This is a genomic window from Kribbella sp. NBC_00482 (genome assembly GCF_036013725.1).
GTDB lineage: Bacteria > Actinomycetota > Actinomycetes > Propionibacteriales > Kribbellaceae > Kribbella.
Genome location: NZ_CP107881.1, coordinates 5,534,118 through 5,548,004, shown reverse-complemented (window position 1 = coordinate 5,548,004; position 13,887 = coordinate 5,534,118). Strand labels below are relative to the sequence as shown.

The 13,887-nt window shown below is 68.5% G+C and carries 18 protein-coding genes; 7 read left to right on the top strand and 11 right to left on the bottom strand.

What is annotated here, in order from left to right:
• Window positions 1–1,872, bottom strand: a complete 1,872-nt coding sequence (locus OHB24_RS27070) for a glycoside hydrolase family 76 protein (RefSeq protein WP_327633654.1) — start codon at window positions 1,870–1,872, stop codon at window positions 1–3.
• 160 nt (window positions 1,873–2,032) lie between these two features.
• Here OHB24_RS27070 and OHB24_RS27065 point away from each other — a divergent pair, with 160 nt between their 5' ends.
• The 4 genes from OHB24_RS27065 (at window position 2,033) to OHB24_RS27050 (ending at window position 4,896) form a co-directional block, all read left to right on the top strand.
• Window positions 2,033–3,082, top strand: coding sequence for an LLM class flavin-dependent oxidoreductase (locus OHB24_RS27065; RefSeq protein WP_327633653.1), 1,050 nt, complete (start codon window positions 2,033–2,035; stop codon window positions 3,080–3,082).
• A 30-nt stretch (window positions 3,083–3,112) separates the two neighbouring features.
• Entirely contained in the window at window positions 3,113–3,487 is a 375-nt protein-coding gene (locus tag OHB24_RS27060) for a hypothetical protein (protein ID WP_327633652.1), read from the top strand.
• Window positions 3,484–3,915, top strand: coding sequence for a MarR family winged helix-turn-helix transcriptional regulator (locus tag OHB24_RS27055; protein WP_327633651.1), 432 nt, complete (start codon window positions 3,484–3,486; stop codon window positions 3,913–3,915). The genes OHB24_RS27060 and OHB24_RS27055 overlap by 4 nt, the downstream gene beginning before the upstream one ends.
• Window positions 3,916–4,008: 93 nt before the next feature.
• Complete coding sequence (locus OHB24_RS27050; RefSeq protein WP_327633650.1) at window positions 4,009–4,896, top strand: peptidoglycan recognition protein family protein; 888 nt, start codon at window positions 4,009–4,011, stop codon at window positions 4,894–4,896.
• Between the two features lie 13 nt (window positions 4,897–4,909).
• On the opposite strand, the gene OHB24_RS27045 is transcribed toward OHB24_RS27050, so the two are convergent.
• The gene (locus OHB24_RS27045) at window positions 4,910–5,815 is read right to left on the bottom strand and encodes a hypothetical protein (protein WP_327633649.1); all 906 of its coding nucleotides are present in this window, start codon (window positions 5,813–5,815) and stop codon (window positions 4,910–4,912) included.
• 58 nt (window positions 5,816–5,873) lie between these two features.
• On the opposite strand from OHB24_RS27045, the gene OHB24_RS27040 reads away from it, so the two are divergent.
• The gene (locus OHB24_RS27040; RefSeq protein ID WP_327633648.1) at window positions 5,874–6,179 is read left to right on the top strand and encodes a pyrophosphatase; all 306 of its coding nucleotides are present in this window, start codon (window positions 5,874–5,876) and stop codon (window positions 6,177–6,179) included.
• Here the strand turns inward: OHB24_RS27040 and OHB24_RS27035 are convergent.
• The 6 genes from OHB24_RS27035 to OHB24_RS27010 are packed head-to-tail and all read right to left on the bottom strand — an operon-like array spanning window position 6,167 to window position 10,355.
• Window positions 6,167–6,733: an HAAS signaling domain-containing protein gene (locus tag OHB24_RS27035; RefSeq protein WP_327633647.1), complete on the bottom strand. Its 567-nt coding sequence runs from the start codon at window positions 6,731–6,733 to the stop codon at window positions 6,167–6,169. The genes OHB24_RS27040 and OHB24_RS27035 overlap by 13 nt on opposite strands.
• On the bottom strand, window positions 6,730–7,089 hold the full coding sequence (locus OHB24_RS27030) for a hypothetical protein (RefSeq protein ID WP_327633646.1): 360 nt from the start codon (window positions 7,087–7,089) through the stop codon (window positions 6,730–6,732). The genes OHB24_RS27035 and OHB24_RS27030 overlap by 4 nt, the downstream gene beginning before the upstream one ends.
• Window positions 7,086–7,427, bottom strand: a complete 342-nt coding sequence (locus tag OHB24_RS27025; RefSeq protein ID WP_133781728.1) for a PadR family transcriptional regulator — start codon at window positions 7,425–7,427, stop codon at window positions 7,086–7,088. Before OHB24_RS27025 ends, OHB24_RS27030 begins: the two co-directional genes overlap by 4 nt.
• A 60-nt stretch (window positions 7,428–7,487) precedes the next feature.
• Window positions 7,488–9,068, bottom strand: coding sequence for a DUF6297 family protein (locus OHB24_RS27020; RefSeq protein ID WP_327633645.1), 1,581 nt, complete (start codon window positions 9,066–9,068; stop codon window positions 7,488–7,490).
• Window positions 9,065–9,709 (bottom strand): ABC transporter ATP-binding protein, encoded by a 645-nt coding sequence (locus OHB24_RS27015; protein WP_130380381.1) that lies wholly within the window; start codon window positions 9,707–9,709, stop codon window positions 9,065–9,067. The genes OHB24_RS27020 and OHB24_RS27015 overlap by 4 nt, the downstream gene beginning before the upstream one ends.
• Before the next feature lie 10 nt (window positions 9,710–9,719).
• A complete protein-coding gene (locus OHB24_RS27010) occupies window positions 9,720–10,355 on the bottom strand; it encodes an O-methyltransferase (RefSeq protein ID WP_327633644.1) in 636 nt (211 codons plus the stop codon).
• 95 nt (window positions 10,356–10,450) lie between these two features.
• On the opposite strand from OHB24_RS27010, the gene OHB24_RS27005 reads away from it, so the two are divergent.
• A complete protein-coding gene (locus OHB24_RS27005; RefSeq protein ID WP_327633643.1) occupies window positions 10,451–11,434 on the top strand; it encodes a carbohydrate kinase family protein in 984 nt (327 codons plus the stop codon).
• Here the strand turns inward: OHB24_RS27005 and OHB24_RS27000 are convergent.
• Both OHB24_RS27000 and OHB24_RS26995 read right to left on the bottom strand, forming a co-directional pair.
• Complete coding sequence (locus OHB24_RS27000; RefSeq protein WP_327633642.1) at window positions 11,431–11,904, bottom strand: hypothetical protein; 474 nt, start codon at window positions 11,902–11,904, stop codon at window positions 11,431–11,433. The two genes, OHB24_RS27005 and OHB24_RS27000, sit on opposite strands and share 4 nt — an antisense overlap.
• A 90-nt stretch (window positions 11,905–11,994) precedes the next feature.
• Window positions 11,995–12,447, bottom strand: coding sequence for an ester cyclase (locus OHB24_RS26995; RefSeq protein WP_327633641.1), 453 nt, complete (start codon window positions 12,445–12,447; stop codon window positions 11,995–11,997).
• Window positions 12,448–12,529: 82 nt separating this feature from the next.
• Between OHB24_RS26995 and OHB24_RS26990 the strand changes: the two genes are divergently transcribed.
• Window positions 12,530–13,123, top strand: coding sequence for a TetR/AcrR family transcriptional regulator (locus OHB24_RS26990; protein WP_327633640.1), 594 nt, complete (start codon window positions 12,530–12,532; stop codon window positions 13,121–13,123).
• A gap of 61 nt (window positions 13,124–13,184) precedes the next feature.
• Here OHB24_RS26990 and OHB24_RS26985 read toward each other — a convergent pair whose 3' ends face one another.
• Complete coding sequence (locus OHB24_RS26985) at window positions 13,185–13,874, bottom strand: GntR family transcriptional regulator (protein WP_327633639.1); 690 nt, start codon at window positions 13,872–13,874, stop codon at window positions 13,185–13,187.
• Window positions 13,875–13,887: the final 13 nt, after the last annotated feature.

Below are 13,887 nucleotides of genomic sequence, written 5' to 3'. Positions count from 1 at the left end.
TCAGTTGTACGTAGCACTCACGTGGTAGACCCGGCCGCCCCAGCCGTCGTCCGGGAACGAGTCGGAGATCCGGACGTACCCGGTCTTGGCGGAGCCCAGGTGCGGCGTCAGGTCGAACGTCCGGACCGCCTTGTTCTCGCCGTCGTGGTACGGGGTCGTCTCGGTCGCGACCGTGGTCCAGTTCTGCCCGTCGCCGCTGACCTGGACGACAAACTGATTGTCGATTGTCAACGATACGGATGCCGACGTGGTGTCGGACGGGAACGGGAAGCGGTAGACGAAGTACGAGTGCCCGTCGGCGAACCGGTTCTGTACGCCGTTGCTCTGCGACCCGTCCGCGTCCCACAGCCACGGCGTCTCGGCCGCCGTACCGGTGTCGAAGTCGGCCGTGTGCGCGATCAGGATGTCGGACCTGGTCGTGAACGACAGTTGCGATCCAGACGTCGCCGACGCGGTCACCGAATGCAGGCCGTCCGCCGTCCCCGCGGGAATCGTCACGTCGAGCTCGACGGACGTCTGCACCGGTACGGCGTTCCCACGGGTCTTCAGGGTCACGGTCGTCTTCGCCGGAGTGACCGTCCAGCCTGACGGGGCGGCCGCTTTCACAGTTGCCGTGATCCGCTCACCAACCGGACCAGTGGCCTGTACGTCGACCTTCACCTTGACGTGGGTGCTGCTGCCGGTCGCGGGCATCACCACAGGTAGGGCCGGATCCGTTGTCGCGGACAACGATCGCGCCGGTGGCGTCTGCGGTACGGCGGCGATCAGGGCGCTCAACGCGCTGGCCTGGGTACGCCAGTCGAAGACGTTCGGTGTGGCGCCGGACCACCGCACGCCGAGCCGGTCGGCCGCGTCGTGGTTGTTGTCCCAGATCGTGGCGGCCTGCTGCGCGACGAAGTCGGTGTAGCGACGGTCGTGCGTGGTGTCGGCGAGATCGGTCCAGTAGCGCATGAAGATGCCCTTGAACTGCTTGCCGTTGTCGTCACACGTCCGTCCCGGCGCATCGCAGGCCTCGGTCAGGACGCCGTCGGTGACGAGCCCGCCCGGAGCGATCGCGGCGTCCGCCAGCCGCCGGACCGTGGTCAGCAGTTTCGGGTCGCGCGTCGCGCGCCAGAGCTCGAGGCCGGCGCCGATCGCGAGGCCCTGGTTGTAGCTCCAGACCGTGTCGCCGTTGCTCTCGCAGTTGCTCTTCAGGCCGTCGTTGACGAGGCCGGCGGAGTTGATCATGCCGCTGCCGGTGAACCAGTTCCAGCCTTCCTGCGCACGGCCGAGCCAGCGCTTGTCGTGCGGCAGGCGGTTGTGCAGTTCGGCGGTGAGACGGATCCAGAGCCCGTTGGTGACGGCGTTCTTGTAGGTGCGTTCGCCGTCCCACCACACTCCCCCGCCGCACGAGCTCGGGTCCCAGTAGCCCTCGACGTACTCCGCGATCGTGATCGCCATGTCGAGGTACTTGCGGTTCTTGGTCAGGTCGTACGCCTGGATCCAGGTCAGGCCCCACCACTCGGAGTCGTCGATGGCGCGGCTGGTGAAGTTGCCGAGCAGCGGGTCGCCGGACAGGTACCCGGCCGGGAACACGCCCTTGTCCTTCTCGAACGTGTTGTCCAGCTGCCCCAGGTAGCGCCGGTCCCCGGTGCGCTGCATGTAGTCGCCGATTGTCTGCAATGCGACGGCCGAGTTCCACCAACTGGACGGGAACCAGGCTTTGTTGGGCTCGTACGAGCCCATCAGTACGTCGGCCGCGACGCGGGCCCGCGCGGTCGCGGTCGCACCGGCGGATCCACCGGTGGCACCGGCGGGTTGTGGCACGAGGGCCGCGGCGAGCAGGATCGCCCCGGCCGTCAGAACCTTCAGAATCTGCACACGACGATTCACACGATCTCCTCGAGATGCTTCATGGCGGCTCGGCTCAGCGAGGTTGGAAACGTTTCGAGAACGTATCGTCGTCGCCCCCGACAACGATGTCAATGGCTCGGACGACCAGTCCGCGAGACGCCTTAAAGTCGACTAATCAAGTGGATTTAATCTGCTTCTCATGACTTTCCTCTGGTACATCCCGAACCAGGTCGACCCCGGTCACCGCGGGGACGACACCGTCCAGGGACACAACAGCATCGAGCGGCTGACCGAGCTGGCCCGGCTCACCGAGGACCACGGGTGGTCCGGCGCGCTGCTCGGCACCGGGTGGGGCCGGCCCGACACGTTCACGGTCGCGACCGCGCTGGCCGCGCGGACCACGACGTTCCAGCCGCTGGCCGCGATCCGGCCCGGATACTGGCATCCCGCCCACTTCGCGTCCGCGGCGAGCACGCTCGACCAGCTCACCGACGGGCGGCTCCTGATCAACATCGTGTCCGGCCAGGACAACCTCGCGGCGTACGGCGACAGCGAGGGCGACCAGCCGCAGCGGTACGCGCGCACCAAAGAGTTCCTCCAACTCGTACGGCGCCTGTGGACCGAGGAGGACGTGACATTCGCCGGCGAGTACTTCTCCGTCACCGGCTCCACGGTCGCGACGCGTCCCGTCGTACGGGAAGGGCGTCCGCATCCGCGGCTGTACTTCGGCGGCGCGTCGGATGCCGCGCAACGGGTCGCCGCGACGGATGCCGACGTACAACTCTTCTGGGGTGAGCCGTTGGACGGGGTCGCCGCGCGGATCGCTCGGCTGCGGGAACTGGAGAACGAACTCGGTCGCGAGCATCCGCCGCTGGAGTTCGGGCTGCGGATCACCACGCTCGTCCGCGACACCACCGACGAGGCCTGGGCCGACGCCGAGGCGAAGGTCGCGAGGATGGCCGAGACGCACGGCTCGCGGGACAAGCGCTGGTTCAAGGCAGTCGGCCAGCAACGCCTCCTCGACCTGGCCCAACGCGGCGAGATCCTCGACGACAACCTCTACACCGCCCCCGGCAAGTACGGCGGTGGCGGCGCCGGCACCACGTGGCTCGTCGGCTCCCCCGACGACGTCGCCAAGTCCCTCGCCAAGTACCGCGACCTCGGCATCACCCACTTCATCCTCTCCGACACCCCGTACCGCGACGAGATCGTCCGCATCGGCGACCAACTACTCCCCCTCCTGTCCTGAGATCTATGCGAATCGCATATAATCGCCGCTATGGATCTCGAGGGTGCGATCAATCGGTGGCACGAGCAGGTGAACTCCGGCGATCTGGAGGCAGTCGTCGGGGTGGTCACTGATCCGGTGGTGGTGCTGGGGCCGAAGGGTGCGGGGCCGATCACCCCGGCCGGGTTCGCGGACTGGGTGGAGCGGTCGGGGATCAGGTTGGTGCCGCGGTCGTGGCACCCGATCGGCGAGCGGCTGATGGTGGTCGAGGAGGACGCGAGCTGGCCGGAGAGCTCGGCGCCGACGCGGGTCGCGACGGTGTTCCGGGTGACCGGCGACAAGGTGTCCGCGGCGCTGCGGTTGCCGAATCTGAAGCAGGCGCTGGAGTTGGCGTACATCTGTCGCGAGATGGCGGCCACCGAGTGAGTGCCGGTCCGGGGCAGGCGCTGTTCGAGTTCGTGCGCCACTGGTCACGGCGTACGGCGCCCGATGTTGCCGAGCAGGGGCGCCTGGTGCTGGTGATCGAGGCCGCGTACGCCGTGAGCAGGCGAGGTCCCGTGACGATCAACGCGGTCGCGCACGAGATCGGGATCGACCAGAGCGGAGCGTCCCGACTGGTGAAGGACGCGGCGGCCGCCGGCTATCTGGAGCTGCGATCGGCCGACGGTGACGCGCGCCGGCGACAGGTGGGCGTCACGGCCGACGGACTCGAGCTGATCGAGCAGGCGCATGCCTGGCAGGAGGAGGTGTTCGTCCAACTCACCGAGGGCTGGAGCGAACGTCGCCGCGCCGAGTTCCACCGGGCGATGGCGAGCTTGGTGGAGCGTTCGAACCCCAGGACTGATTGGATGTGATCACCGCTTGACGAGCGCATGCCGAGTGTGATCGGTTGATTACCGAGCGCCAACGGTGGGTATGTGGCGCTGTGAGGCATGTGAGGAGCACAGATGGTCGAATATCTGCCCCGGTCCGCGTGGAACGCGCGCCCGCCGAACGGCGGACCGGGCAACCTGACCGTGTCGCGCGTCGAAGGCGCAGTCATCCACTGGCCGGGCACCGGATCGACGAGTGTCATCCACTCCAAGGCGGCCGTCGCCTCCGCGTTGCGTGGCTGGCAGAACTACCACATGGACAGCCGCGGCTGGTCCGACATCGCGTACCAGGTCGCGGTCGACCAGGCCGGCCGCGCGTGGACGCTGCGCGGCCTGCGGACCCAGTCCGGCGCCAACGGCGACGCCGACGTGAACGAACGGTACGGCGCGGTTCTGCTGATCCTGGTCACCGGGGAGCAGCCGTCGGCCGCGATGAAGGCGACCACTCGCGCAGTGATCGCCGACTTCCGCAGAATCTATCCCCGCGGTACGGCGATCCGGCCGCACTCCGCGGTCCGCCCGGCGGGCACCGACTGCCCCGGCGACCCCGCCCGCGCCGCGATCGCCCGCGGCGAATTCACTCCCGGCCACTCGGAGGACGACATGACCCCGGCCCAGATGCAGGAACTGAAGAACTTCATCGAGGCCAGGACGCAGGCCTACGCGCTCTGGACGCACCGGCAGTTGCGCAAGGACCTGTCCGCGGTGGTGAAGGCGTACGCGCTCGACATCAAGAACTACGAGCGCCAGACCGACGCCGCCGACGCCGCCCGGGCCGCCGCCGCGGTCTGGGCGACCGCCCCGAGAAGCCTGCAGGTCGACGGCAACCCCGCCACGGAGGAGCCCGCCGTCCCGGACCCGAACACCGATCCGGACCTCAGCCTCCCGGACCTCGACCCGTTCCCGGACGCCCCCGCCGCCGAGGAGCCACCGGCTTCCAACGGCGACCAGCCGACCGCCTGATCCCGACGCTCGATCAACGCCCTGCGGCCTTCAGGACCCGCAGGGCGTTGAGCGTGATCATCTCGTTCGGTCCGCCGCGTCCCCAGTCGACGACTTCCGGCGTACGGTTGCCGCCGAGCGGACCCCACCACGGTGTGCCCGCGTTCCACCGGCCGTCCGGGCGACGCCTGCTCTCCAACTCGTCGAGTGCGTCAGTGGCGCGCTCGTCCTTACCCAGGCCGAGCCGTGACAGCACGAGCAGCGCCTGCAGGATGTCGTAGTGCCAGTACGGCGGATAGCTCGGGCGCAACCACCGCGGGTTGATGACCTCACCGGTCGCCAGGCTGCGGAACAGCCGGTGTTCCAGAAACAGCTCCCCCGCCCGAAGCGCGGCGTCTCGGGCCGCTGCCTCGCCCGTGGCTCGGTAGTACTCGTGGAGTCCCCAAGCAGCAGCATGCGTCTCGTGGAACGACGATCGCCGACCGGACGCGCTCCGGTCGCAGTTCCAGCCACCGTCCGGCCACTGCCACTCGACCAAACCTTCGGCCAGCTGCTGCACCCGTGGATCGGCAGCCATGCCGAACCGGCTGCAGGCGCCAAGTGTGTTGCCCTCGATGGACCCGCACCTGCGCACCAGCCCGTCGACGACTGCCACGCCGTACTTCAACGAGCGCATCACCTCGGCCAGGTCGTACTCGGCCGCCGCCACCGCCCGCGGCTCCTGCGCCGGAACCTCCAGTTCCGCCAACGAAACGATCCGCCAATGGGCGCCGGTCCACTTCTTGTACGCCCGCTTGTCTGCGCAGGCGTCCGTCAGCAGTCGACTCACGATCGCCCCGCTCAGCACGTCCTCCGCGTGCCCCTCCCCTAGCAGATCCCGTCGGGCCATGCCCCGGATCGCCGGCTCCCTCGACTCCAGTAGCCACGCCACTGCATCCATTCCCCCATTCTGGACCGACGGCTCGGCGGTTGTCGGTGGGAGCTGGTTGGCTGTGCCGGTGGATCTCGAAGAGCTGACAGCGCGGTTGGAGAAGATCTCGGTCGGGTACGGCGAGCGGCTGGGCTTCGACCGTGACCCGGACTGGTTCCTGCTGAAACTTCAGGAGGAAGTCGGCGAACTCACGCAGGCCTACCTCCAGCACACCGGCCGCGCTCGCAGCAAAGGACTGAGCGAAGAGCAGATCCGCGCCACGTTCCACCAGGAGTTCGCCGACGTACTCTGCCAACTGCTCCTCTTCGCGCACCAGCACAACGTCGACCTCCCGCAGGAGATCGAACGCAAGTGGCTGGTCTACGAGGCCTGAGCGCTGCGCCCCGGCTGGGCGTTCTTGATCAGCAGGCCCAGCACGAAGAACGGCGCGAGACCGACCAGGATCGCGATCGGGATCCCCAGCCAGACCGGCAACGTGAAGCCGGCCTGCAGCGTCACGATGAAGTAGACGAACACGAACCCGAAGGGCCAGACGAGAGTACCCAGCCACTTCTCGCCGCGCGTCCACCGGTCCGACGTCCACAGCAGCACGGCGCCGACAACCCAGCCGACCAGCGCGACGAACCCGCCGAGCGCGAGCAGGGTCAGCGCCAGGACCTCCCGCCCGCGGAACTTCGGGTCGTACCGTTCGACGAGCACCAGCCCGTCGGTGGACGCCGCGACCAGCTCGTCCGGATCGCCCAGCTGCTGCAGCATCCGCCGTACGTCGTCCTCCGAGGTCGCGCCCGCCGCGCGGGCCTCCGCGATGTGCGACTCGACATCCGCCAGCAGATCGGTACGCCGCGATTCGGGCAATGGCTCCGCGGCCTTGGTCAGGTACTTCAGGTAGGCGTCGACGAGGCGATCGCCATCCTGCTGCACGTTCATGCGCCGGTCTTCTTGGGGACCCGGGCCTCGATGAAGAGGGCGATGTACGCGGCGAGCTCGATCAGGCCGCCGATCAGCATGCTCAGCCAGAGCGGCGGCTGGACGAACTCGAAGGCGACCATCGCGGCCCACCCGACCGGCCATGCCAGCGTGCCGACCAGCTTCCAGACCGTGCTCCAACGGTTCGAGGTCCACAGCAACCAGACGCCGATCAACCAGCCGATCACCAGCAGGAACGGCCCGACCGCCAGCAGCACCAGCGCACCCCAGTCCCACGGCCGGAGGCGCGGCTCGGCGACCGGCTGCGTCGGCCCGGCTGTCGCGGACAGTTGGCCGTCGTTCATTTCCACGTTCATCCCCGTCTCCCACTCTCAAGAATCGCGTCGACCGAGGCGCAGAACCGTTGCCAGTCCGCGGTGAACGCAGCCAGCGCCTGGCTGCCCTCGGCCGTCGATGTGTAATACCGCCGCGGCGGCCCGGACTCGGACTCGCGCCAGCTCGTCTCCACCAGACCTTCCCGTCGTAGCCGGGCCAGCAGTGGGTAAATCGTCCCCTCGGTCGTGACCAGACCGTCGACCTCGCCCAGCGCCTTCACCAACTCGAAACCGTAACGAGGCTCTCCCTGCAACAGCGCGAGGACGCAGAACTCCAGCGTCCCGCGGCGCAGCTGCGTGAAGACCTTCTCGGCTACCATGTGATACAAGGTACCTGTCCGCACCAAGAACCTGCAACCACCACTGAGCAGTCAGTCAGTTCAGTCGGTCTTGGGCCGGACCGCGAACATCAGCATCAGGACGACGGTCGGGATCACCAGGACCCAGAGGCTGCTGAGGTTGAACAGGACCGGGGCCAGACACAGGACCAGGAGGTCGAAGCCGCGGGCCGGCTGGGAGAACAGGCCGGGCGGGATCGCGCCCATCGGAGAGGTGACAAGCGGTCCGGCGTACGACGGCGGCCGGGCGGACGCCTGCCGGACGGTACCGGAGATGACGGCGGCGGCCACGGCGAAACAGGACGTCGCGCTGCCGATCGCGGGATAGGCGCAGGCCGCCCAGACGATCGTGAACAGCGCGGGGACGACGGCCATCACCACCCGCAACTCACGGAGGTCCCAGCCGAGCGCGCGCACCAGGCCGGTCGAGCGGCAGGCGGTGCGCAGTCCGTCGAGCATCGGCCGTACGGCGATGAAGCCGGCGATCGCGGCCGCAATCGGTACGAGGACGTGGAAGCCGGCGCCGTGCACCGCGTACGGGACGACGAGCAGCCCGAACGCGACCGCGATCCGCCGCGGCCAGCGCAGGATCCGACGGAACTCACGGTGCACGATCGCGGCACCATCCGCGCCCCGACCGCGGCGGGAACGCACCCGCCCCTTCAACCGCCAGTGCCGCCCGGCGATCACGTCCCCAAGCATGCTGACATCAAGACTGCTAGCCGCCCCCGCGAGCCCAGCCAGCAACTCTCCACCTGCAATCACACTGATCCGCCCGAGCCGGTCAAGCATCCGCGAGGCGAGGAAGGCCAACACAGCGCCCACTACGACCGCCGCGGCGCACAACAGCAGCAAGTACACCTGACCGGAAGTCAGCCCGCCCGCATCACCAACCTCGCCGAAGGCCAGGCCGTAGCGGGGTTCTCGACCGGTGAATGTCGAGGTGATGATGTGGTTGGTGAAGCGGTCCTCGCCTGGGCGGAATGCCAGGAACACCGCCGGGACCACGGCGGCCGCCAGCAGCACGTCCGAAACCCTCAAGGCCCACTTGGAACGACGTGTGCTTTGCTGCGCCCACACCGTCGCGGCTGCGGCGCACACGAGCACGGCGCCGATCAGTACGGCGGCCTCGATGACGTCGAACCACGGCTCGCCGAGCAGGGCCCAGATGACTGCGCCCGCTACGACTCCGATCACCGTGACCGAGGCGATCACCAGGCGGTACGCCGGGCGTAGCAAGGACGCTCGGTTTACTGGGGTCGCCAGCAACCAGAAACCGGTCGCGCGTGACGCCGACACCGGGCCGACCGCGAGCAGCACCCGGATCGTGGTTGCCAGTAGCAACGGTATGACGATCCACGGCAGCCACGAGGTCAGCTGCCCGCACGTCCACGACGTACAGGTCGCCGCGTTCGAGTTCAGATGTCGTACGACGTTCCCGCCCGTCGCGCCGACCATCGCCAGGGTGAACAGGACCAGGTACACGTCCTCGAAGATCTCCCAGAACGACCGATCCGCATGCTGGCGCCGCGTCGTCCGCATCCACGACCGCAGTGCCCGCGACGACGGGATCGTCCCGAAATCCGTTGGATCGAACCGCACCGGCCCGTCGGCAGCGCTCATGGGAGCGGAGTGAGGGTGACGACGGAGTCCGCGACCGTCTCGACCAGCGCTGGATCGTGACTCGCGAAGAGGATCGCCGTACCCGACTTCTTCTCCTCGAGGAGCCGGTCGGACAGCCACTGCACGCCGCCGGTGTCGAGGCGGGCCTCGGGCTCATCGAGGACCATCAGCTTGCGCGGGCGGACCAGCGCCGTGGCCAGCGCCAGCCTGCGGCGCTGGCCGGACGACAGGGAGCCCGGCAACTGGTCGGCAGCCGGCAGCAGACCGATGTCGTGCAGCGTCGTGTCCACCAGGTCTTCCGGCGACGAGTTGCCGTGCGCGCGGGCGAGCAGGTCGAGATGCTCGGCCGCGGTCAGGTCCGGGAAGAAGTCCAGATCGTCGAGCAGGGTGGCGACGTCGCGACGTACCGCCTCGGCGCGCTCGTCGATCGGCAGACCGTCGAGCAGGATCTTCCCGGCCGCCGGTTCGGCTGCGCCGACGATGCACTTCAGCACGGTCGTCTTGCCCGCGCCGTTCGGGCCGACCAGGGCGATCGCCTGGCCGGCCCGCAACGTGAATGTGAGGCCCTCGATCACCGGACGGTCGCCGTACTTGTGCTGCAGATCCGTCACGGCCAGCCGGGGCGCCGCCTTCTTGCTCATTGCTTGCAGCTCACTTCTTCCGAACCAGCGTCAGCCCGTCGCCGATGCCGAGCATGATCACGTCGACGCGCTCGTCCTTGGCGACGTGCGCGTTGAACTCCTTGCGGTCCGCCGGACCGTCCGCGTCCACCACCCGGCCGCCGGCCAGCGTGTTGTCGAACAGCAGCAGCCCGTTCGGCCGGATCAGCGGCAGCACGGCCTCGAAGTACTGGATGTACCAGCCCTTGTCGGCGTCGACGAAGGCCAGGTCGAACTCGCCGTCGAGCTTCGTCACCGACTCGTGCGCGTCGCCGATCCGCAGGTCGATCTTGTCCGCGACGCCGGCCCGCTCCCAGTACTTGCGGCCGATCGAGGTCCAGTCCGCGTCGACGTCGAGGCAGATCAGCTCGCCGTCGTCGGGCAGCCCGCGGGAGATCGCCAGCGCGGAGAACCCGGTGAAGGTGCCGATCTCGACCGCCCGGCGGGCGCCGATCAGGCGGGTCAGGGTGGTCAGGAGACCGGCCTGGTCCGCGGTGGTCAGCATCCCCGAGGCGTCGCCGAGCTTCTCGGTCTCGGCGCGCAACTCGGTCGCGATCTCGTCCAGCGGCATGCCGTGGGCAAGCATGTAATCGTGCAGTTTCTCGGTCACCGGTACCTGATGTCCCATGAAGTTCGCCCCTCCGTGTATTAGAACGGTCGCCTGTAGTCTCTATGGGTTGTTCGTTTGCCTCACACCCACCCCACCTCGAGGGAGCACCCCGTATGCGCATCGCCGTCGCCGGCTCGATCGCGACCGACATCCTGATGACGTTCCCGGGCCGGTTCAAGGACCAGTTCCTCGAGGAGCAGATGCACAAGGTCTCCCTCTCGTTCCTGGTCGACGAACTGGTCGTCCACCGCGGCGGCGTCGCTGCGAACATCTGCTACGGGATGGCCCAGCTCGGGTTCCCGACGCTGCTGGTCGGCTCGGTGGGCGCCGACTTCGCCGAGTATGGCGCGGCGCTGACGGAGGCCGGCGTCGACATCTCACACGTCCGCATCTGCGCAGGAGTACACACCGCCCGGTTCACCTGCACGACGGACCTGGACGCGAACCAGATCGCCTCGTTCTACACCGGCGCGATGGCCGAGGCACGCGAGCTCGACCTCGGGGCGATCCATCAGGCCACGGGCGGTGTCGACCTGGTGCTGATCGGCGCCGACGACCCGGAGGCGATGCTCAAGCACACCGAGCTGGCCAAGCAGCACGGGATCGCGGTCGCGGCCGACCCGTCACAGCAGATGGCGCGGATGGACGGTGAAGACATCCGCAAGCTCGTGGACGGCGCGGCGTACCTGTTCAGCAACGAGTACGAGGCCGGGCTGATGGTGCAGAAGACCGGCTGGAGCCACGCCGAGATCCTCGAGCGGGTCGGCGTACGCGTGACGACCCACGGCGGCGACGGCGTCCTGATCGAGGACACCAGCGGGGTCCTCGCGAAGATCCCGGCGGTGCCCGCGCCGAACCTGGTCGACCCGACCGGCGGCGGCGACGCCTTCCGGGCCGGCTACCTCACCGGCCGCGCCGCCGGCCTCGACCACGAAGCGGCCGCCCACCTCGGCTGCACGCTGGCGACGACGGTGCTGGAGACGGTCGGCACCCAGGAGTACAGCCTGGACCACCCCACCTTCCTCGAGCGGCTCACCAGCACGTACGGCGCCGACGCTGCCGCCACCGCGAAGCAGGCGCTGCGGGTGATCGTCTAGGTCGAGGTGATCCGATCGACGGTGAACGTTGCTTGTTTGCTGTTCGCGATGCCGACCCGGATCCGGTAGCCACCGATCACCGCGGACTTCTTCGGCCCGAGCGTGACGTCCTTGGTGCCGACGTAGAAGGTGATGGCGGTCTTGTGCCGCTCGTACCCGATCAGCTGCCCGCCGTTGCAGGTGAAGCCATCGCCGGACATGAAGATGTTGGTGCCCGAGTAGCTGAACCTGCCGTCCTTGAACGACCCGGTGCAGTCCGCCTCCGGCACAGCCGGCTTGGGCTTGACCGTCGGCTTCGGCGTCGGCGTCGGCTTCGGTGTCGGCGTAACGACGGGCGTCGGCGTACTGCTGACCGACGTACTGCCAGCTGGCGTCGATCCAGCGTCCGACCATGTCCCTGACCCGCCGCCGCCACATCCCGCCACCATCAGCGCCGCACCCACCACACCAACCCACCGCAGCTCACCCATACCCCCAGCGTCCCAACACCCCACCGGTCAGACGTCTGGATGTCCGCAACCTGTCATCCCAGGAAACCCACCTACCAACCGCCCTGCTACTCAGGTGAGGCGCGCCAGGGCGCCCGTTTGGGCCAGCAGGGCGAAGCGGTCTGGGCAACCCCAGTGTTCGACGATGCGGCCGTCGACGACTCGCGCTTGCTCGAACAGGGGCATGTCGATCGGGGCGTTGCTCGGCGGCCCGAAGAACGCTCCGGTCGCCGTACCCCGTGCGCGGCCGCGGGCCCAGACCAGGTCGCCGACGACGACCGAATCCTCCAGCGTGTACACGATGTTCGGCATCAGGTCGTGCACCTGCCGGATCGCTGCCTTCACATGGTCGCGGGCCTGGCCACCCCGCCCGGCCAGGCCGAACTGATGCTCGATCAGGTCCGGCGCGCACAGTTCGTCGACGATCGCCTCGTTCCCCATCGCGAACCCTTCGTGCAGGATCCGCTCCAGCACCGCCAGCGGACCGGCGGTCGTCGTTCCTGGCATCGCCCGGAAAGCACCCATAACTCTTCCCCCTCGAAAGAAGTGCACTGTTAGTGCACTCGATGCAGTATCACTGCACTCAACACAGTGATAGTGTGCCGTCATGCCGGAGGCTGTCAAGTCCTATCGCCAGGTGCAGGCCGAGGAGACCCGGATCCGGATCGCCCGAGCCGCGCGCCGGCTGTTCGCCGCGCAGGGATACGGCGCCACCAGCATCGACGCGATCGCCAAGGAGTCCGGGGTGGCGACCCGGACCGTCTACTCGGCGTTCGGCACCAAGCGGGAGATCCTGTCGCTGATCTGCGACCTGTGGCTGAGCGAGGCCGGCGCGATCGAGCGGGCCGGGGAGGTGTTCGCGATCGAGGACCCGGCCGAGCGACTGCGCGGCGCGGCGGGCTGGTTGACGAACCTGTACGCCGCCGGCTTCGACGTCGTGCTGATCTTCGAGGCAGCCACCGACGAGAGCCCCGAGACCAAAGCGCTGCTGCGTTCGAAGCTTGCCGGCCGCAACGAGGTGATGGACGCGATGATCGCATCCCTGCAGGACGCACTGCAGGTCCCGCTCAAGCAAGCGCAGGCTGTCTACCGCGCGCTGGCGGCGCCCGGTGTCTACCAGGAGCTGGTCGACGAGTCCGGCTGGACTCCGGAGGAGTTCGAGACCTTCGTCGCCGGCTCCCTCGCGCGACAGCTGCTCTGAGCCTTGCGCTCTCCAGCCCTTCGAGCTCACGCAGGCCGGTGCAGCCCGTCGTGATCGACGCCTATTCGGCGGTGGAGTTGCGGGCCCACAGGCCTCGGACGTGGCCGATGTGTCGGCGCATCAGCTGCTCGGCGCCTTCGCCGTCGCCGGACTCCACGAGGTCCAGCAGCTCGTGGTGTTCGGTGGCGGACGGGACCAGGCGGCCGCTCTCGACCAGTGGAGTGAGGCCGAGCAACCGCGTCTGGGAGCGCAGGTCCGACACGACGTCGACGAGCTTCTGGTTGCCGGAGTACGCGAGCAGCGTCACGTGGAAGACCCGGTCCGCCTCGATGTACGCGATCAGGTCGCCGGCCTCGGCCGCCACCACGATGTCTTCGGCGAGCCGCCGCAACTGCGGGTAGTCCTTCGCCGGGATCGCCGGGACCACGTCCCGGATCGTCGGCGGCTCGATCAGCTGCCGTAGTGCCGCCAGGTTGTCGAGGTCCTCGTCGGACACGTCGGTGACCCGGAAGCCCTTGTTCCGCAGCGAGATCACCAGACCCTCGCGGACCAGGTCCAGCATCGCCTCGCGGACCGGCGTCGCGGAGACCCCGAACCGCGCGCCGAGCGTCGGCGCCGAGTACACCTCCCCCGGCTTCAGCTCGCCGGAGATCACTGCCGCCCGCAGAGCGTTGGCGACGCTGTCGCGCAGGTTCTCGCGTTGCGCCAGCCGCCGTACGCTCGGCAGCGGCTCGATCGAATCGGCAGCCATGGTTCACCTCCTG